Genomic DNA, 19,405 nt, shown 5'->3' on the forward strand with positions numbered 1-19,405 from the left:
ACCGGCGGTCTTTCACTGGCGGTACGTCAGACGCGTACCAGCTGCCGTTCCCCGTCGGGGTCGGCGTCCCTGCGCTCGTCCGCCGTGCGCAGCCCCTCGCCCTCGACGTCCACGTTGGGCAGGACGCGGTCCAGCCACTTCGGCAGCCACCAGGCCTTGTTGCCCAGCAGCGCGAGCACCGCCGGGACGATGGCCATGCGGACGATGAACGCGTCGAAGAAGACGGCGATGGCGAGGCCGAAGCCGATCATCTTGACCATCGCCTCGCTGGAGCCCATGAAGCCGGAGAAGACGGCGGTCATGATGATGGCGGCGGCCGTGACGACCCGTGCGCCGTGGTTGAAGCCGGTCACGACGGCCTGGCTGGGCTTCTCCCCGTGGACGTACGCCTCCCGCATGCGGGTCACGAGGAACACCTCGTAGTCCATGGCGAGTCCGAAGACCACGCCGACCATGAAGATCGGCATCATCGACATGACCGGACCGGTCTGCTCGACGTTCATCAGGCCCGACAGCCAGCCCCACTGGAAGACCGCGACGACGGCGCCGAGGGCCGCCATCACGCTGAGCAGGAAGCCGAGGGCCGCCTTCAGCGGGACGAGGACCGAGCGGAAGACCACGATCAGGAGGAGGAAGGCCAGGCCGACCACGAGGGCGAGGTACGGCAGCAGGGCGTCGTTCAGCCGCTGCGAGACGTCGATGTTCATCGCCGTGGAGCCGGTGACCAGTACCTTCGCGTCGGTCGCCGCGGTGATGTCCGCGCCCTTGCCGCGGATGGCGTGCACCAGGTCCTCGGTGGTCGCCGAGGACGGCTTGGACTTCGGTACGACGGTGATCGTCGCGGTGTCACCGGCCTTGTTGGGCGTGGCCGGGGTGACGGTGACGACGTCCTTCAGGCCCTTGATCTCGTCGCCGACCGTGGTGAAGGCCGCCTTCGGGTGGTCGCTGTCCTTGGCGTCGACCACGACCATCAGCGGGCCGTTGAAGCCGGGGCCGAAGCCCTCGGACAGCAGGTCGTAGGCGCGGCGCTGGGTGGTGGAGACCGGCTGGGAGCCGTCGTCCGGCAGGCCCAGTTCGAGGGAGGCGGCCGGGACCGCCGCCGCGCCGAGGCCGATCACACCGAGCAGCAGCACGGCGACCGGGCGCCGTACGACGAAGCTCGCCCAGCGGGTGCCCATGTTCGGGCGGGCCTTCTTCTCGGCGCTCTTGGCCCTGCCGCCGCCGAGCAGCTTGCTCTTCTCGCCGGCCGGCTTGATCCTGCGGCCCGCGTAGCCGAGCAGCGCCGGGATCAGGGTGAGGGCGATGAGGACCGCGATGGCGACCGTACCGGCGGCCGCGACGCCCATCTTGGTGAGCATCGGGATGTTGACCACGGACAGGCCGACCAGGGCGATGACGACGGTCAGGCCCGCGAAGACCACCGCCGAGCCGGCCGTGCCGACGGCGCGTCCGGCCGCCTCCTCGCGCTCGCGGCCCTCGGCCAGTTCGGCCCGGTAGCGGGAGACGATGAAGAGGGCGTAGTCGATGCCGACGGCGAGGCCGATCATCGATGCCAGGGTCGAGGTGGTGGTGCCCAGGTCCAGGGCGTTCGCGAGGGCGGTGATCGTGGAGACGCCGATACCGACGCCGATGATCGCGGTCAGCAGCGGGAATCCGGCCGCGAGCAGCGAACCGAAGGTGATGACCAGGACGACCGCGGCGACCGCGAGGCCGATGACCTCGCTGGAGCCGGTCTCGGGCGTCGCCTGCAGCGCGTCACCGCCGACCTCGACGGTGAGCCCGGAGTCCCGCGCGTCCTGCGCGGCCTTCTTCAGCTCGTCACGGGAGGAGTCCTTCAGCTCCATGCCGGAGACCTTGTACTTCACCGAGGCGTAGGCGATCCGGCCGTCCTTGCTGACGGCGTGTCCGGTGTAGGGGTCGGCGACGGAGACGACCTCGGAGCCGCTCTGCAGCTCCTTGACCGTCTTGTTCACGGCCGCCTTGTTGTCCTTGTCCGTCATCTTCTCGCCGCCCGGCGCCTTGAAGACGACCCGCGCGGTCGCGCCGTCGGCGCTCATCCCGGGGAAGCGCTGTTCCAGCAGGTCGAAGGCCTTCTGGGCCTCGGTGCCGGGGATGGAGAACGACGAGTTGCCGGCGGCCGGCGCGGAGGCTGCGCCCACTCCGGCGAGGGTGAGCAGCGCCACCCATATGAGGGCGACGAAGTGCCGTCGCCGGAAGGCGAGCCGGCCGAGTTTGTAGAGGAATGTGGCCACGAGGGCGTACTCCCGGTCAGGTCGTGGGGTTCATCAGGGCAGGGGTGATCAGCCCGACGACGAGAGCGGTGACGTCAGGTGGTGGGCTTGCTGGGGAGAGGGGTCAGCTGGTGGTGACGCCGAGGGCGGGGAGGACCACGGCGTCGATGTACGAAAGCAGGAAGTCCTGTGTCGGCGGCAGCTCGTCGAGCATCGTGCGGGCGGCGAAACCGCCGATCATCATGTGCATCACGTAGGCGAGCGCCGGGTTGTCCGCTCGGACCTCGCCCCGGTCGATCGCCCGTTGCAGCACACGTCGGAAGTCCGCCGTCTCGGGCTCGATGAGATGCTCCCGGAACGCCCGCAGGAGGTCCGGATTGCCGTGGATGGCCATGGCCAGACCCCGCATCAGCGCGGAGCTCTGCTCCATCTCGCAGTCGTCCGAACGCATGGTGAGGGCGTGCAGGTCGCCCCTGAGCGACCCGGTGTCGACCTCGTCGGTGGAGCCGCCCGGCTTGTTGTGCCGCACGGCCTTCGCGACCAGCTCGGCCTTGCCGCCCCACTGGCGGTAGAGCGTGGCCTTGCTGGACCGGGTGCGGGCGGCGACGGCGTCCATGGTGAGGGCGTCGTAGCCGACTTCCCGCAGCAGGTCGAGCACGGCCTCGTACAGCTCGGCCTCGCGCTCGGGCGTGATCCGACTGCGACGCGCAGTGGCGGCCTCAGTCATCTTCCTCACCCTTCCTGCTTCGAACGACACGGTTCCGTACGTGTATGAAGGTACCGCAGAATCCAGCGAAACGAAACCGTTTCGTACGTGTCCTGCCTCACGGCTGTCGGTTCCGCATAAGTGCCGGGCCCCCGGGCCCACGAGTTGCTGGGGCCCCGCCCCCGGAAAAGCATGGGGAGGTGAGCTATCTGCGCTTCCCTCACCTCAGCGGCGACCTGCTGTGCTTCGTGGCCGAGGACGACCTCTGGCTGGCCGCCCTCGACGCCCCGGGCCGCGCCTGGCGGCTCACGGTGGACCGCACGAAGGCCGGCCCTCCCCGCTTCTCCCCCGACGGGCGCCACATCGCCTACACGACCTGGCGCAGTCTCGTGCCCGAGATCCACCTCGTCGACGTCGACGGCGGCCCCGCACGGCAGTTGACGTACTGGGGCAGCACGGACACCGCGGTCCGCGGCTGGATGCCCCCCGACGAGGACGGCAACAGCGACATCCTCGCCGTCGCCTCCCACGGCGAGCCGTTCTCCTACTTCACCTGGGCCTACATGGTCACCCCGAACGGCGACCCCGGCCGCAAGCTGCCCTGGGGCCCGGTCGCCGACATCCAGGTCGCCGACATCGACGGCGCGCACAAGACCCTGCTGCTCACGGGTACCCCGCCGCACGAACCGGCTTCCTGGAAGCGGTACCGGGGCGGCGCCATGGGCCGGCTGTGGCTGCACGGGCAGCGGCTGCTGCCGGACATCGGTGGGCACCTGGAAGCCCCCATGTTCGTCGCCGGCCGGATCGCCTTCCTCTCCGACCACGAGGGCGTGGGCAACCTCTACTCGTGCGCGTACGACGGCTCCGACCTGCGCCGCCACACCGACCACGACGCGTTCTACGCCCGGCAGGCCGCCGGCGACGGCACCCGGGTGGTCTACCAGTGCGCGGGCGACCTGTGGCTGGTGGACGACTTCGCCCCCGGTGCCGTACCGCGCAGGCTCGACATCCGGCTCGGCGGCCCGCGGGCGGGGCGCCGCAGGTACCAGGTGCCTGCCGCCCAGCACGTGGACGGCATCTCCGTGGACGAGACCGGCCGGGCCAGTGCCGTCGTCGTCCGCGGCAGCCTGTACTGGCTCACGCACCGCGACGGGCCGGCGCGCACGATCGCCGACACACCGGGCGTCCGGATCCGGCTGCCGGCGATGCTCGGCTCGACCGGGCAGGTGGCGTACGTGACGGACGCCGAGGGCGAGGACGCCATCGAGATCGCCCAGCTGCCCCGCGCCACCGGCGACCGCCCCCCGCGCCGCCTGGCCTCCGCAGAGCTGGGGCGGGTCCTGGAGATGGTCTGCGATCCGCTGGGCGAGCGGCTCGCGGTCGCCTCGCACGACGGACGGCTGCTGCTGATCGACGCCACGGAGGCGACGACGGAGGCGACGACGGAAACGGCCGGAGAGACGGCCGCAGCGGGCGGGGAGACGACGGAGGCGGGCGAGGAGAGGGCCCCAGCGGGCGGGGAGACGACGGAGGCGGGCGAGGAGACAGCGGAGGCGGGCGGGGAGGGCACCGAGGCAACCCAGGACACCAAGGGCCCGAACGGCGTGGTCGCCGAGAGCACGGACGGTGGGGACGCCCAGGACCCGAACGGCGTGGTCGCCGAGAGCACGGACGGTGGGGACGCCCAGGGCCCGAACGGGCAGGTCGCCGAGCTGATCCGGTCGGTCAACGGCCCCGTCCGCGATCTCGCCTTCTCCCCGGACGGCTCCTGGCTCACCTGGTCCCACCCCGGTATCGGCCGCTCGCTGCGGCAGATCAAGCTGGCCCGCATCAAGGACCGGCTCATCGTGGACGTCACCAACGGCCGCTTCGAGGACGAGAACCCCGTCTTCACCCGCGACGGCCGCTATCTCGCCTTCCTCTCCTGGCGCGGCTTCGACCCGGTGTACGACGTCCACACCGGCGACCTGTCCTTCCCGCTGGGCTGCCGCCCGTACCTGGTCCCGCTCTCCTCGGCGACCCCCTCCCCGTTCGCCCTGAACCCCGAGGGCCGCCCGGCCGCGGGCGGGCTCGACCCCGTCGAGGACGAGGAGAGCGGGGAGAACGGCACGGTGATGGTGGAGGTGGAGGGCCTGGAGAACCGGGTGACGCCGTTCCCGGTCATCGCCTCCAAGTACTCGGCGCTGCACCCGGTCGCGGGCGGCGGACTGGTCTGGCTGCGCTGGCCCATCTCCGGCGCGCTCGGCGAGACCTTCGTCAACCCGGCCGACACCAGCGGCCGGCCGACGCTGGAGTACTTCAACATCACCAAGGCGAAGAAGTCCGAACTGGTCGACCACCTCGACTGGTTCGCGGTGAGCGGCGACGGGACCCGGCTCGTGGTGGTCGACGAGGGGGACCTGCGGGCGGTGCCGTCGACCGAGTCCGGCGACAGCGACACGACCGTGTGGATCGACCTGCGCCGCATCCTGCACAAGGTCGACCCGGCCGCCGAATGGCGCCAGGCCTACGAGGAGGCCGGCCGTCTCATCCGCGCCTACTTCTGGGACCCGGGCATGAGCGGCATCGACTGGGACGCGGTGCTCGACCAGTACCGGCCGCTGGTCGAACGGGTCGCCTCCCCCGACGAGTTCGCGGATCTGCTGCGCGAGGTCCTCGGCGAGCTGGGCACCTCGCACGCCTACGTCACGCCCGCCCGCCGCAACGAGGGGCCGCGCCACTACCAGCGCTGGCAGGGACTGCTCGGCGCCACCTTCGTACGGCGGGACGACGGCTGGACGGTCAAACGCATCCTGCCCGGTGACTCGTCCGACTCCAAGGCACGCTCACCGCTGGCCGGTACGGGCATCCGGGAGGGCGCCGTCCTGACCCATGTGGACGGCCGGCCCGTCGACCCGGTGACGGGACCGTACCCGCTGCTCGCCGGCTCGGGCGGTACGACCGTGGAGCTGACCTTCGTCCCACCGGAGGGGAACGGGGGACGGGCCGCCCGGCGGGTCGCCGTCGTCCCCCTCGTCGACGAGCGGCCGCTGCGCTACCAGCACTGGGTCGCCAAACGCCGGGAGGTCGTCCGGGAGCTGAGCGGCGGCAAGTGCGGCTACCTGCACATCCCCGACATGGGCGGCTCGGGCTGGGCCCAGTTCAACCGGGACCTGCGCATGGAGGTGTCACGGCCCGCGCTGATCGTGGACGTGCGCGGCAACGCGGGCGGCCACATCAGCGAGCTGGTCATCGAGAAGCTGACCCGGACCATCCTGGGCTGGGACCTGACCCGCAACGCGCAGCCCGTGTCGTACACCTCGAACGCGCCCCGGGGCCCGGTGGTGGCCCTGGCGGACGAGGCGACCTCCTCCGACGGCGACATGATCACCGCGGCCTTCAAACTGCTGAAGCTCGGGCCGGTCGTCGGACAGCGCACCTGGGGCGGAGTCGTCGGCATGACGGGACGGCACCGCCTCGGCGACGGCACGGTGATCACGGTGCCGATGAACGCCGCCTGGTTCGACGCCTACGGATGGTCCGTGGAGAACCACGGCGTCGCCCCCGATCTGGAGGTCCTGCGCACCCCCCTGGACTGGGCCGAGGGCCGCCACGTGGAAATGGACGACGCGATCCAACTGGCCCTGGACCTCCTGGGGTCCAACCCCGCGGCGCTCCCCCCGGACTACAGCGACACCCCGAACCGCACCCGCCCCAAACTGCCCCCAAGAGGGGCGCCCTGAAGGGGCGCGGGGAACTGCGCGACAAGCCCCCACCGGCCCGCACCGCACAACGCAAAATCTGCCGCCAAGGACGACAAGAAAGCGGGGCTGCACACCAAAGGGGCGCGGGGAACTGCGCGACAAGCCCCCACCGGCCCGCACCACGCACAACGCACCCGCAGCACACACAGAGAGCGTGGGGCGCCCCCGGAAGAAGGGCACCCCACGCCGTTCCGGCCGAAGCCGACCGCAGCGACTAGGCGTCGTAGTCCTGGTCGAGCCGGTCCCGCATCTCCTGCTCCGTGTCCTGGATGTCACGGTAGTTCTGCTTGCCGCGCTCGCCCTGCTGGCCCTGCTTGCCCTGCTTGCGCTGCTCCTGCTGCTGGCCGCGCTGCTGCTGGCCCTGCTGCTGGCCGCGCTCCTGCTGACCCTGCTGCTGACCGCGCTCCTGCTGACCCTGCTGCTGACCGCGCTGCTGGTTGGACTTGTCCTTCATACCCATGTGGGTTCACTCCTGTGGTGAGTGAGGGTGGGGGGCGGCCCCTCGATGGGGCCTCGACCAGCCTCACACGGAGGAACACAAGGCGCATTTCGATCAGTTACGGTGCGTAGAACGCGCCGCTTCGTCGGCCTCCCCACCTGCACCGACGAGTCCGGAACGCATCCCCTGCAAACGGGGCGCGAACCGCCGCATCTCACGCTGGCCCACGCTGCCGATCAGCCCCGGCAGATATCCGCGCACCCCCTGCATGCCGCGCAGCCACCACTGCCCGTACACATGCGCCGAGCGCCGCTCGATCCCGGCGACGATCCGGTCCACGGCCGGGCCCAGCGGGTAGGTCTTGTTCGACGGCCACGGCAGCCGCTGCCGCAGCTCCCGCATCACGTCGTCCTGGTCGGCACCGCGCACCATGTCGGTGTCGGTCCAGGACAGGTACGCGACGCCGACGCGCACACCCTGGTAGCCGACTTCGGCGCGCAGACTGTGCGCGTACGCCTCCACGCCCGACTTGGAGGCGCAGTACGCCGTCATCATCGGTGCCGGGGTGATCGCGGCGAGCGAAGCCACCTGCAGCAGATAGCCGCGGCTCTCCACGAGCACCGGCAGGAACGCGCGCGCCGTCACCGCCGAACCGATCAGGTTCACCTCGATGACGCGCCGCCAGGCCTGCGGATCGGAGTCGGCGAACGGGCCTCCGCTCGCCACACCGGCGTTGGCGACCACGATGTCGACCTTGCCGAACCGCTCCTTCACCTCCTGCGCCACCCGGCTCATCGCCTCGTGGTCGGTGACGTCGGCGTACCAGTACGCGCTGTCGGTGTGCAGCCGCTCGGAGACCGCCTTGAGTGCCTCCTCCTCCAGGCCGACGAGCGCCACCTTCGCACCGCGCGCGGAGAGCTTGCGTGCGAGCAACTCACCGACACCGCGGGCCGCTCCGGTGACGACGGCGACCTGACCGTCGAGGCTGACCCTGCTCATGTGCCCTCCTTGATGTGCTGCGCGGGGGTGGGACGGGACTCGGACGGGGACTCGGGATCACTCCCGGTGACGTACGTGGTGACAAGTTCCCTGATCTTGCCGGTCACCACCCCGGGCGCCTCGATCGGGGTCATGTGGCCGACCCCGGGCAGTTCGGTGAGGCCGATGCACCGGGGCAGCGCGGCGACCAGCGCACGGGCGTGCACGGGCGGCGTGAGCCGGTCGGACGCGCCGTGGACCACTTCGGTGGGCACGTGCAGCTCGCGCACCCCGTGGTCGAGGTCGAGCGCCGCGAGTACGGCGGCCCAGGCGTGGCGCACGGTGCGCGGGCAGGCGTGCACGATCCGCGCACACGCCTCCACCATGTGCGAGGCCGAACCGGCGCCCATGGTGGCGTACTTGAGAATGCGCTTCGCGACCGGCGTGACGGGCCCGAGAGGGGCGCGCGATCCGAGGATGTGCCCGGTGATCCAGGTGCGCACGCGCCCGGCCCGCAGGGGCACCACACGCGACTCGGCGACCAGCCGCGAGCTGCCGGTGCTGCACAGCAGGACGGCGGCGGCGTGTTCGCGAAAACGGGGGCGCGCGGAGGCGGCCATGACCGTCATGCCGCCCATGGAGTGGCCGACGACGAGGGCCTTCTCCCCGCGTGCCAGGGTCTGCGCGAGCACCGCTTCGAGGTCGTCCGCCAGCGCGCCGGTGGTGCACGCGGGGCTCGCGGGACTGCGCCCGTGCCCCCTCTGGTCGTACGCGATGACCCGGTGGTCGGCCGCCAACTCCCTTATCTGTGCTGCCCAGAAGGCGGTCGAGCAGGTCCAGCCGTGGGAGAGGACGACGGGGGGTGCGTTCTCGGGCCCGTGCACCTCGACGTGCAGCCGCGCCCCGTCTGCGGAGACGACGGTGAGTTCGCGGGCGGGCGCGGGCGGGGCGTAGGGGCCGGAGGCCACGGAGGCGAGACGGCTCATGCGGCGGCCTCGCTCTTCTCCTCGACGGGCAGACCCTTCGGCCTTTCCCCGGCCTTCCGGATCACCTCGTACTCCGCCAGGTCCACCCGCCGGGTCGCGCGCCGGAACTCCGTCGTCGTACCGGGCCAGATGGTGGTGTTGCGGCCGCTCGCGTCGAGGTACCAGCTGGTGCAGCCGCCGGTGTTCCACACGGTCCGCTTCATGCGCTCCTGGACCGTGTGGTTCCAGGCGTCGACGGCGGCGGGCCGGGCGTCGAGGGCGGCGCGGCCGCCGAGGACGTCGAGCTGGCGCAGGTAGTCGGCCATGTAGTTCAGCGCGGACTCGATCATGAGGATCATGGAGGAGTTCCCGAGGCCGGTGTTGGGCCCGATGATCGTCATCCAGTTCGGGAATCCGGCGGCCGAGGCGCCGCGCAGCGCCTGCATGCCGCTCTTCCAGGACTCCGCGAGGGTGAGGCCCCCCGCGCCCACCACGCGCTCGGCGATGGGCATGTCCGTGACGTGGAAGCCCGTACCGAAGATGATCGCGTCGACCTCGGCCTCGGTGCCGTCGGCGGCGACCACGGTCGACCCGCGGATCTCGGCGAGCCCGCCGGCGACGACGTCCACATTCGGCTGGGCGATCGCCGGGTAGTACTCGCTGGACAGCAGGATCCGTTTGCAGCCGATGCGGTAGTCGGGAGTGAGCTTGGCACGCAGGGCCGGGTCCTTGATGGCACGGGCCATGTTGCGCTTGGCGAGCTGTTCGACCAGGCCGAGTTCGTCGGGACGCTTGGTGAACGCCTGCACCTGCAGCTCCCGCAGGCCCCACAGCACTCCGCGCCTGACCTGGGTGGTGAAGGGCAGGGCCCGGTGCAGCCGGCGCTCGGCGCCGCTGATGGCGCGGTCCATCCGCGGCATCACCCAGGGCGGGGTGCGCTGGAAGAGCGTGAGCCGGCGGACCTCGCGCTGGACGGCGGGCACGATCTGGATGGCGGAGGCTCCGGTGCCGACCATGGCGACGCGCTTGCCGCGCAGGTCGTAGTCGTGGTCCCAGCGGGCCGAGTGGAACACCGTGCCCGGGAAGGAGTCGAGCCCCGGGATCTCGGGGATCTTGGGGTCGGACAGCGGCCCGGTGGCGGAGACCACGACGTCGGCGGTGAGCGACCCGCCGGCGGTCTCGATGGTCCACCGCAGGTTCTCGGCGTCCCAGGTCATCATCTTCACTTCGGAGTCGAAGCGGATGTGCGGGCGCAGGCCGAAGACGTCGGTGACGTGCTCCAGGTAGGCGCGGATGTGCTGCTGCCCGGAGAAGGTGCGCGGCCAGTCGGGGTTGGGCGCGAAGGAGAAGGAGTACAGGTGGGAGGGGACGTCACAGGCGCACCCGGGGTAGCTGTTGTCCCGCCAGGTGCCGCCCACGCTGCCGGCCCGCTCCAGGACGACGAAGTCGGTGATCCCTTCGCGGCGCAGGCGGACGGCGGCCCCCAGCCCGCCGAACCCGGACCCGATCACCGCCACTCGTACATGCTCGTGCTCGTCCATCCCGAAGCCTCCACGCATCGCCTTGGACTCTGCCAGTGAATACTGGCATAATGGGACTGTAGAGCAGCTCCGTACCGAGCGGTAGGGGCGCGGGAAGGAAAGTTACCGGCGGTACACCATAGGCTTCGGGCGTGGCAGACGACGGTGGGCACAACAGCGGGCGCAGGGACGGACAGGACGGCGCAGTACGCGAGTACCGCATGGAGGAGCTGGCCCGCCTGGCCGGCATCACCGTGCGCACACTGCGCTTCTACCGCGAACGCAAGCTGATCCGGCCGCCCCGCCGCGAGGGCCGCATCGCCTGGTACGACGACCATCATCTGGCCCGCCTGCGCACGATCTCGACCCTGCTGGAGCGCGGCCACACCCTCAACGGCATCGCGGAACTCGCGGAGGCCCTCGACCAGGGCCGCGATGTCGCCGACCTGATCGGCATCGACAACCCCACCGAGGAGGAGCCGGTCCGCCTCACCCCCGAGGAACTCGCCGCCCGCTTCGAGGGCGAGGTCACGCCCGAGAACCTCGCCGCCGCCATGGCACTCGGCTACCTCGGCACCGACGGGGACCAGATCGTCCACATCAGCCGCCGCCTGCTGGACGTCTCCTCCGCCCTGGTCCGCGAGGGCATCCCGCTCGCGGAGGTCCTGGCGGCCGCCGAGCGCGTCCGGGAACACGCGGACGCCCTCGCCGAACTCTTCACCGGCCTGATCCTGCGCCACGCCCCCGAGGAGGACCTGCACCGCCTGCGCCCGCTCGCCCGCAGCGTGGTGGAGGCGGAGCTGTCCCTGGCCATGGACCGCCAGCTGAACAAGCGGGCCTGAACGGCGGCCGGGCACGCAAGCCTGAACGACGGCCGGGCGGACGGGCCCGGCCGGCAGTCCGCCCGGCCCTCCTACAGGTCGTACACGACCGTCACCGGCGCATGGTCGGACCACCGCTCGGCGTGCGTGGCCGCGCGCTCGACGAAGCCCTTGACCGCCCTGCCCGCGAGGCCGGGGGTGGCCACCTGGTAGTCGATGCGCCATCCCGAATCGTTGTCGAAGGCCCGCCCCCGGTACGACCACCAGGTGTACGGTCCCTCGGCGTCCGGGTGCAGGGCGCGGACGACGTCGACATAGCCGCCGTCCTGGGCGGCGAGCACCCGGGAGAGCCACTCCCGCTCCTCGGGCAGGAAGCCGGAGTTCTTGGTGTTGCCTCGCCAGTTCTTGAGGTCGGCCTGCTGGTGCGCGATGTTCCAGTCGCCGCAGACGACCACCTGGCGCCCGTCGGCGGCGGCCCGCTCGCGCAGCCCCTTGAGGTGGGCGAGGAACTCGCCCATGAAGCGGATCTTCTCGTCCTGCCGCTCGGTGCCGACCTCACCGGAGGGCAGGTAGAGGGAGGCGACGGTGACGCCGGGCAGGTCGGCCTCGACGTAGCGTCCGCTGCCGTCGAACTCGGCGGATCCGAAGCCGACCCGGACCCGGTCGGGCTCGCGCCGCGTGTACAGGGAGACGCCCGCGCGGCCCTTGGCGGCGGCCGGGGCGTGCACGACGTGCCAGCCGTCGGGCTGCCGGACCTCCTCGGGCAGCTGGTGGGGCTCGGCGCGCACCTCCTGCAGACAGACGACGTCCGCGGAGGTCTGGGCGAGCCACTCCACGAAGCCCTTCTTGGCAGCGGCGCGCAGCCCGTTCACATTCACCGAGGTCACAGTCAGCACCAGGGCACGATACCGGCACACTGGTCGGAGCCCGTTCATCCCGTAGCCCGCACGGAAGTGCCTGCATAGAAGTACGATGCTCAGTATGAATATACGCCGTGTCCGTTTCGACCATGCCGACGCCGTCAAGCTCAACGACGAGGTCCAGGCCGAATACCACCTGCGCTACGGCGACGGCGGCGACGCAACCGCCCTCGACGCCGCGGACTTCGACCCGCCCCGGGGCGTGTACCTGATCGCCTACGACGAGCACGACCGCCCGGTGGCCACCGGCGGCTGGCGCAGCCAGGAGCGCAACGAGGAGGGCTACGAGGACGGCGACGCCGAACTCAAGCGCATGTTCGTCGTCGCCCAGATGCGCGGCCACGGCCTCGCCCGCCGCATCCTCGCGGCCCTGGAGGAGGACGCCCGCGCGGCCGGTCGCGCGCGGATGGTCCTGGAGACCGGTACCAAGCAGCCGGAGGCCATCGCTCTGTACGCGTCGAGCGGCTATGAGCCCTGCGCCAAGTTCGGCTACTACCGCCACTACGACGAGAGCCGCTGCTACGCGAAGCAGCTGTAGACGCGATGAAGCCCCGGTCGGCTACTGCCGACCGGGGCTTCATGATGCGTGGACCTGAGGGGATTTGAACCCCTGGCCCCCTCGATGCGAACGAGGTGCGCTACCGGACTGCGCCACAGGCCCTTGCAACGAGTGAAACTCTAGCATCCCCGTCGGGGTGCTTGGAAATCCGTTCCCTGACTGGTCAGAGGCGGGCTTCCAGCACCGTGACGGCCGTCACTCGTTGGCCGCGCGCGGGCGGTCGCCGTCCTCGTACTGGTCGAAGAGCGGTGTGCGTCCGCGCTCGCGCGCGCGGCGGGACGCGGCGGCGGGGTTCCCCCCGCGCGAGCGATTGCGGGCGTGAGGGAGTGAGTCGCCACGGCCGTCCGCCGCCCTGTCCTCGGACGCGGACCCGTCCGGCTCGGCCTGGGACACGCGGCCCGTCTCGTGCTCCGGCGCGACCGAGCTGGAACGCGCCGAACTCCAGGTGTCGGGCGCCCCCAGGTCCACGTCGGAGGTGGCCCGCGGCGCAACCGGCGCGGTCACGTAGGTGGGCAGCGGCACCGGGACCGGGTCCCAGCTGTCGCCGCGCCCGGGCCGCCGCTGCCGCTCGCGCTGCTGCTGGTCGACCCACTCGGCGTGGTCGGTCTGCTCCACGAGGGCACGGCGGTCCGCGGCCAGCGCCGAGAGGCCGGTGCCGGCCTCGGCCTCCGCCCCCTCCTCCTCGCCGGCGGCAGGGCCCGCGTCGAGGGGTGCACGCCGCCGCGGCTGGCGCTCCCGCAGCCGCTGTGCGGCGACCTCGGCCTGCCGGCGGTCCATCTGGTAGGCGAAGCGGCGGCGCTCCTGGGTCCGCAGGTAGGCGATGTACCCGCTCAGCGTGACCGCGGGCACGCCGGGCACCCACAGGAGGGCCAGGCCGCCGACGGCGGCGACGACCGCGCCGAGCGTGAAGACGAGGAAGAGGAGCACGGTGGTGCGCCGACGGCGCGCGAGCACCTTCGAGCGCCGAGCCCGTGCCGCGGCCGCCTGCGCCGAGGACGCGCGCCGTGCGGCCGGCACACGCTTCTGCGCGGGTACCGAGGGGGACTTGGGCGTCGGGGCGACGGGCTGGTCGCGGGCCGGCTCAGGCCGCCCGGGCGCCTCCGGCTCGGCCTCTGCGCGCGCCTGACGGCGCGTCGGAGGCACGGCGAAGGCCCGGACGTCCACCGAGTCGGTGACGGCGTCCGGATCACTGGCGTCCGGCTCCCCCTCCTGGGCGGAGCGCGCCCGCAGGTCCCTGGCGTACCGGCGCTCCATCCCCGCCCGTCCGGACAGCAGCCGGATGGCGGTGCTGAAGCGTTCCGTCGGACGGGCCTCGTTCAGCTCGTCCTGCCTACGGAGCCACATCGGCACCAAGTAGGCGGCCCAGGCCCCGACAATGACTGCGTAGATGAGGCCGCTGCTGCTCACGCCTCACACGGTAGAGGGGTTTGCGTGAGGCCATCTGCCAATTGGGCCGGTGTGTCGCACGATCTGGCTGATATTTCCAGCTTTTTTTGCGACCGATGCGATCAGCACAGCGCCGAAGTCGCGAATTGAATGCCCCGGAGCGGTCGCGGGGCGATCAATTTCGAACACATATTCAATTTCCGGGGCTCGGCCGGATTCCGCGGGATGTTCTACGGCCTCCGCGGCACGTCCGGCGTGTCCGGCGTCCCCTGCGCACCGGAGGGGCCGTCTGCGTCCGACCGGCGCTGCGTCTGCGACGCCCTCTCGGAGCGTGCCCGCTGCCAGCGCCTGAGCAACCCCTCGGGCACTTCTTCCGCCGTGAGCGCGAAGACGAGGTGGTCGCGCCAGGCTCCGTCGATGTGCAGATAACGCGGCCGCAGCCCCTCCTCGCGGAATCCGAGTTTCTCCACGACCCGGCGGCTGGGCCGGTTCTCGGGGCGAATGCACACCTCGATGCGGTGCAGCCCGACGGTGCGGAAACAGTGGTCCACCACGAGCGCGACGGCCGTCGGCATCACCCCGCGCCCGGCCACCGACTCGTCCACCCAGTAGCCGACGTGTCCCGAGCACATCGAGCCCCAGGTGATCCCGGCGACCGTCAACTGGCCGACGAGCCGCCCCTGGTACTCGATGACGAACGGCAGCATCCGGCCCGCGTGGGCCTCGGAGCGCAGGTGCCGGACCATCTGGCGGTAGGTCGGCCGGTGCGCGATCGGCCCGCTCGGCGTGGGCGGCGGAATGGTCGCCTCCCAGGGGCGCAGCCAGTCCCGGTTGCGCCGGTTCACCTCACGCCAGACCCGTTGGTCGCGCAGCTTTATGGGCCGGAGGACTACATCTCCGTCCACCAGCACGACGGGCCAGGAAGGGCTGTTCAGCTCGCACCCCCGCTGCTCGGTCTGGGGTGGTCGCCGCCGCGGATCTGGTCGACGGCATGGGCCAGCAGGGGCTCCAGTACGGCGAGGCCGTCCTTCACCCCGCCCGTGGAGCCAGGCAGATTGACGATCAGGGTCCGCCCCGCCACCCCGGCCAGTCCCCGGGAGAGCGCGGCGGTCGCAACCTTCTCCCGTCCGAACGCCCGGATGGCCTCCGCAATGCCCGGCACCTCGGTCTCGATCACCGCGCGGGTCGCCTCGGGCGTGCGGTCGGTGGGCGAGATGCCGGTGCCGCCGGTGGTGACGATGACGTCGTACCCGGCGTCGGCACCCGCGCGCAGGGCCGCCTCCACGGGGTCACCGTCGGGGACGACCCGGGGGCCGTCGACGTCGAACCCGAAGCCCCTGAGGCCGTCGGCGACCAAGGGGCCGCCCCTGTCCTCGTAGACACCCGCGGCGGCCCTGTTGGAGGCGGTGACCACCAGAGCACGGTAGGTCATGACCGGCTCCAGTCGCCCGACTTGCCGCCCGTCTTCTCCTCCACCCGAACGTCCGTGATGACCGCTCCCTTGTCGACCGCCTTCACCATGTCGATCACGGTGAGCGCGGCGACCGTCACCGCGGTGAGGGCCTCCATCTCGACACCCGTGCGGTCCGTGGTCTTCACGGTGGCCCGGATCTCCACGGCGTCGTCCGCGACCGACAAATCCAGTTTCACACCGGACACCGCCAACGGGTGGCACAGGGGGATCAGGTCCGGGGTGCGCTTGGCTCCCATGATGCCCGCGATGCGTGCGGTGGCCAGGGCGTCCCCCTTGGGGACCCCCTCGCCGCGCAGCAGCTCGACCACACGGGGTGACACGAGGACCCGGCCGCTCGCGCGGGCGGAGCGCGCGGTCACGTCCTTTGCGGACACGTCGACCATGCGGGCCGCGCCCGCCTCGTCGATGTGCGTCAGTCGGTCCTGCGCAGAGGGTCCGGGGGTCTCCCCCCGGAATGGCTCAGTCATGCTGTGAGGCGCTCCCGGTCCGGGCCCGTCGCGGTGCGGTGCACGGGCCTGTTGTGCGCGACACGGTACCGCGGGGCCGGCCCACGCACCGGGCCAGGACCCCCGTGGACGCCCGCCGCGCACCGCCTCGGGTGCGCGCCCGGGCCCGGTCAGCCGAGCAGCACGACCTCCACGTCCGTGCCGGGCTCGACGGATTCCACGTCCTCCGGTACGACGATGAGCGCGTCGGCGTGCGCCAGCGCCGCGACCAGGTGGGAGCCGACGCCGCCCACCGGGGTCACCTCGCCGTCGGCGTACGTACCGCGCAGGAACTGCCGGCGCCCCCGGGGCGAGCCGAGCGCCTTGTCCGCCTTCAGGGTGGCCCGGGTAGTGGGCCGGTGGACGTCTTCGAGGCCCATCAGGGTGCGGATCGCCGGGCGGACGAACAGTTCGAAGGAGACGTACGACGACACGGGGTTGCCGGGCAGGGCCAGCAGGGGCGTGTGGTCGGGGCCGATGGAGCCGAAGCCCTGGGGCTTGCCGGGCTGCATGGCGAGCTTGCGGAAGTCGATGCCGCTGCCCGCCTCGTCCTCGTCGCCCACGGACGACAGCGCCTCCTTGACGACGTCGTACGCCCCGACGCTCACCCCGCCGGTGGTCACCAGCAGGTCGGCGCGGACGAGCTGGTCCTCGATGGTGGACCGGAGGGTGTCGGCGTCGTCGGCGACGGCGCCCACCCGGTAGGCGATGGCGCCCGCGTCCCGCGCCGCGGCGGTGAGGGCGAAGCTGTTGGAGTCGTAGATCTGGCCCCTGACCAGTCCTTCGCCGGGCTGGACGAGTTCGCTGCCCGTGGACATGACGACCACGCGCGGGCGCGGGCGCACCCGTACCGTGCCCCGGCCGATCGCGGCGAGCAGGGCGATCTGCGGCGGGCCGAGGATCGTCCCGGCCTCCAGGGCGCGGTCGCCGGCCTTCACGTCGCTGCCCGTGGCGCGCACGTGCGCACCTGCCGCGGCGGGGCGGTGCACGCGCACGTGCCCCTCGGCGCCCTCGGGGGCCAGGCTGCGCGCCCGCATGCCGCCCACGGGGCCCTCGCCGAGCCCGCCGTCGGTCCACTCGACGGGGACGACGGCCTCGGCGCCGGGCGGGATCGGCGCGCCGGTCATGATGCGGGCGGCCTGGCCGGGGCCGATCCGGACGAGGTCTGCCGCGCCCGCCGCCACGTCCCCGACGACCTCCAGGGCGGCCGGGAACTCCTCGCTGGCGCCCACGACGTCCGCGACCCGTACCGCGTACCCGTCCATGGAGCTGTTGTCGAACGGTGGCAGGGAGACCGGCACCGTGACGTCGTCGACCAGGACGCAGCCCTGGGCGTCGAGCAGCTGCAGCTCGATGGGTTCGAGGGGACGGACGGTGGTGAGGATGTCCTCCAGGTGCTCGTCCACCGACCACAGGCGGTCCGGGTCGGAGGGGCGGGTCGCGGCGCTGGTCAACGTTGCTGCATCTCCTCGGCTACGTAACTGCGAAGCCAGGTCCGGAAGTCCGGGCCCAGGTCTTCACGTTCGCATGCCAGTCTGACAATGGCACGCAGGTAGTCGCCACGGTCGCCGGTGTCATAGCGGCGGCCCTTGAAGACGACGCCGTGCACCGGACCGCCGACCTTCTCGTCCTGGGCGAGCTGCTGGAGGGCGTCGGTGAGCTGGATCTCGCCGCCGCGGCCCGGCTCGGTCTTGCGCAGTATGTCGAAGACGTGCGGGTCGAGGACGTAGCGGCCGATGATCGCGTAGTTCGACGGGGCGTCCGCCGGGTCGGGCTTCTCGACCAGGCCGCTCACCTTGACCACGTCGTTCTGGGAGGTGGCCTCCACCGCCGCGCAGCCGTAGAGGTGGATCTGTTCGGGCGCGACCTCCATCAGCGCGATCACGCTGCCGCCGTGCTGCTCCTGGATCTCGATCATGCGCTGGAGCAGCGGGTCGCGGGGGTCGATCAGGTCGTCGCCGAGGAGGACGGCGAAGGGCTCGTGGCCGACGTGCGGGGCGGCGCACAGCACGGCGTGGCCGAGGCCTCTGGGGTCGCCCTGGCGCACATAGTGCATGGTGGCCAGGTCGCTGGACTCCTGCACCTTGGCGAGTCGGCCGGCGTCGCCCTTCTTCTGCAGCGCCGATTCGAGCTCGTAGTTACGGTCGAAGTGGTCCTCCAGCGGACGCTTGTTGCGTCCGGTGATCATGAGGACGTCGTCGAGACCCGCGGTCACGGCCTCCTCGACCACGTACTGGATCGCGGGCTTGTCCACGACCGGCAGCATCTCCTTGGGAGTGGCTTTGGTGGCCGGCAGGAACCGGGTACCGAGGCCTGCTGCAGGGATGACAGCCTTGCTGATCCTGGGGTGCGACTGAGTCATGCCCGCAACCTTATCCGGTGCCTTTGCAGGGATTCTGTGGCTCCGGTTACTTGGCCCTCATATGAGCACATTGCGAAGGATGCAGGAACGACCTGTGGAACACGACGGACGCACGGACGAGCGTGACAAGCGGATGTTGCGGCGGGAGTTCCTCTCGGTGAGGAACAGATTGCCGCAGGATGTCGTACGGGAGGCGGGCGACACGTTGGCCCGGCGCGCCCTCGAGCTTCCCGAACTGGCACGTGCGCGCACGGTGGCGGCGTACGTCTCCGTCGGGAGCGAGCCCGGCACGCCCGCACTGCTGGACGCGCTGCGCGCGCGGGGCGTGCGCGTGCTCCTCCCCGCGCTCCTGCCCGACAACGACCTGGACTGGGGCGAGTACACCGGCCCGGACTCTCTCGCCCGGGTCCAACACGGCGGAAAAATGGCGCTTTTCGAGCCCTCCGGCGAGCGCCTCGGCCCGGACGCCGTGACCGGCGCGGACGTCGTCCTGCTGCCCGGACTGGCGGTGGACGCGCGCGGGATGCGCCTGGGGCGCGGCGGCGGATCGTACGACCGTGTGCTCGCGCGTCTTGAGCGCGCGGGCGCGCGCCCCGCGCTCGTGGTGCTCCTGTACGACACGGAAATCGTCGCCCATGTCCCGGCCGAGGCGCACGACCGGCCCGTGCAGGCGGTCGTGACGCCCTCGGGCGTACGCCGCTTCACGAGCGGCTGACCGGGCCCCGGGCCACGTGCGAGAGGGGCCGGCCCCCGCGCGGGGGGGGCCCCCGCAAAGGTGTGGGGCAGCCCCGCACCGCGGGGGGTCGAGAGGGTGGG

The 19,405-nt window shown here is 71.7% G+C and carries 17 protein-coding genes and 1 tRNA gene; 4 read left to right on the top strand and 14 right to left on the bottom strand.

The window, feature by feature from the left end:
* Window positions 1-26: 26 nt before the first annotated feature.
* Window positions 27-2,252, bottom strand: a complete 2,226-nt coding sequence (locus tag AB0H32_RS26485; protein WP_361124989.1) for an MMPL family transporter — start codon at window positions 2,250-2,252, stop codon at window positions 27-29.
* A 103-nt stretch (window positions 2,253-2,355) separates the two neighbouring features.
* On the bottom strand, window positions 2,356-2,958 hold the full coding sequence (locus tag AB0H32_RS26490; RefSeq protein WP_361124991.1) for a TetR/AcrR family transcriptional regulator: 603 nt from the start codon (window positions 2,956-2,958) through the stop codon (window positions 2,356-2,358).
* A gap of 179 nt (window positions 2,959-3,137) precedes the next feature.
* On the opposite strand from AB0H32_RS26490, the gene AB0H32_RS26495 reads away from it, so the two are divergent.
* On the top strand, window positions 3,138-6,659 hold the full coding sequence (locus AB0H32_RS26495) for a S41 family peptidase (protein WP_361124993.1): 3,522 nt from the start codon (window positions 3,138-3,140) through the stop codon (window positions 6,657-6,659).
* 235 nt (window positions 6,660-6,894) lie between these two features.
* On the opposite strand, the gene AB0H32_RS26500 is transcribed toward AB0H32_RS26495, so the two are convergent.
* From AB0H32_RS26500 to AB0H32_RS26515, 4 genes are all read right to left on the bottom strand, one after another.
* Window positions 6,895-7,140 (bottom strand): hypothetical protein, encoded by a 246-nt coding sequence (locus AB0H32_RS26500; protein ID WP_361124995.1) that lies wholly within the window; start codon window positions 7,138-7,140, stop codon window positions 6,895-6,897.
* A gap of 93 nt (window positions 7,141-7,233) precedes the next feature.
* Window positions 7,234-8,118, bottom strand: coding sequence for an SDR family oxidoreductase (locus AB0H32_RS26505; RefSeq protein ID WP_361124997.1), 885 nt, complete (start codon window positions 8,116-8,118; stop codon window positions 7,234-7,236).
* Complete coding sequence (locus AB0H32_RS26510; RefSeq protein WP_361124999.1) at window positions 8,115-9,083, bottom strand: alpha/beta hydrolase; 969 nt, start codon at window positions 9,081-9,083, stop codon at window positions 8,115-8,117. Before AB0H32_RS26510 ends, AB0H32_RS26505 begins: the two co-directional genes overlap by 4 nt.
* Window positions 9,080-10,603, bottom strand: a complete 1,524-nt coding sequence (locus AB0H32_RS26515; RefSeq protein ID WP_361125001.1) for an NAD(P)/FAD-dependent oxidoreductase — start codon at window positions 10,601-10,603, stop codon at window positions 9,080-9,082. The genes AB0H32_RS26510 and AB0H32_RS26515 overlap by 4 nt, the downstream gene beginning before the upstream one ends.
* A gap of 200 nt (window positions 10,604-10,803) precedes the next feature.
* Here AB0H32_RS26515 and AB0H32_RS26520 point away from each other — a divergent pair, with 200 nt between their 5' ends.
* The gene (locus tag AB0H32_RS26520; protein WP_361125027.1) at window positions 10,804-11,424 is read left to right on the top strand and encodes a MerR family transcriptional regulator; all 621 of its coding nucleotides are present in this window, start codon (window positions 10,804-10,806) and stop codon (window positions 11,422-11,424) included.
* 71 nt (window positions 11,425-11,495) lie between these two features.
* Here AB0H32_RS26520 and AB0H32_RS26525 read toward each other — a convergent pair whose 3' ends face one another.
* Window positions 11,496-12,338 carry an exodeoxyribonuclease III gene (locus AB0H32_RS26525; RefSeq protein WP_361125003.1) on the bottom strand — a complete coding sequence of 281 codons (843 nt, stop codon included), beginning with the start codon at window positions 12,336-12,338 and terminating at the stop codon, window positions 11,496-11,498.
* A gap of 46 nt (window positions 12,339-12,384) precedes the next feature.
* Here AB0H32_RS26525 and AB0H32_RS26530 point away from each other — a divergent pair, with 46 nt between their 5' ends.
* Window positions 12,385-12,861: a GNAT family N-acetyltransferase gene (locus AB0H32_RS26530; RefSeq protein ID WP_361125005.1), complete on the top strand. Its 477-nt coding sequence runs from the start codon at window positions 12,385-12,387 to the stop codon at window positions 12,859-12,861.
* Window positions 12,862-12,910: 49 nt separating this feature from the next.
* Here the strand turns inward: AB0H32_RS26530 and AB0H32_RS26535 are convergent.
* From AB0H32_RS26535 to galU, 7 genes are all read right to left on the bottom strand, one after another.
* Window positions 12,911-12,984, bottom strand: a tRNA-Ala gene (locus tag AB0H32_RS26535).
* 93 nt (window positions 12,985-13,077) lie between these two features.
* Window positions 13,078-14,289 (bottom strand): gephyrin-like molybdotransferase receptor GlpR, encoded by a 1,212-nt coding sequence (glpR, locus tag AB0H32_RS26540; RefSeq protein ID WP_361125007.1) that lies wholly within the window; start codon window positions 14,287-14,289, stop codon window positions 13,078-13,080.
* 209 nt (window positions 14,290-14,498) lie between these two features.
* A complete protein-coding gene (locus AB0H32_RS26545) occupies window positions 14,499-15,179 on the bottom strand; it encodes a GNAT family protein (RefSeq protein ID WP_361125009.1) in 681 nt (226 codons plus the stop codon).
* 20 nt (window positions 15,180-15,199) lie between these two features.
* Window positions 15,200-15,700 (bottom strand): MogA/MoaB family molybdenum cofactor biosynthesis protein, encoded by a 501-nt coding sequence (locus AB0H32_RS26550; RefSeq protein WP_361125011.1) that lies wholly within the window; start codon window positions 15,698-15,700, stop codon window positions 15,200-15,202.
* Window positions 15,697-16,209: a cyclic pyranopterin monophosphate synthase MoaC gene (moaC, locus tag AB0H32_RS26555; protein ID WP_361125013.1), complete on the bottom strand. Its 513-nt coding sequence runs from the start codon at window positions 16,207-16,209 to the stop codon at window positions 15,697-15,699. Before moaC ends, AB0H32_RS26550 begins: the two co-directional genes overlap by 4 nt.
* A gap of 149 nt (window positions 16,210-16,358) precedes the next feature.
* Entirely contained in the window at window positions 16,359-17,681 is a 1,323-nt protein-coding gene (gene glp / locus AB0H32_RS26560) for a gephyrin-like molybdotransferase Glp (protein ID WP_361125015.1), read from the bottom strand.
* Window positions 17,678-18,589, bottom strand: coding sequence for a UTP--glucose-1-phosphate uridylyltransferase GalU (galU, locus tag AB0H32_RS26565; RefSeq protein WP_361125017.1), 912 nt, complete (start codon window positions 18,587-18,589; stop codon window positions 17,678-17,680). The genes glp and galU overlap by 4 nt, the downstream gene beginning before the upstream one ends.
* Window positions 18,590-18,668: 79 nt before the next feature.
* Between galU and AB0H32_RS26570 the strand changes: the two genes are divergently transcribed.
* Window positions 18,669-19,304: a 5-formyltetrahydrofolate cyclo-ligase gene (locus AB0H32_RS26570; RefSeq protein ID WP_361125019.1), complete on the top strand. Its 636-nt coding sequence runs from the start codon at window positions 18,669-18,671 to the stop codon at window positions 19,302-19,304.
* The last annotated feature ends 101 nt before the right edge of the window (window positions 19,305-19,405 follow it).

Origin of the sequence: Streptomyces sp. NPDC020362 (assembly GCF_040642095.1) — a bacterium.
Classification (GTDB): Bacteria; Actinomycetota; Actinomycetes; order Streptomycetales; family Streptomycetaceae; genus Streptomyces.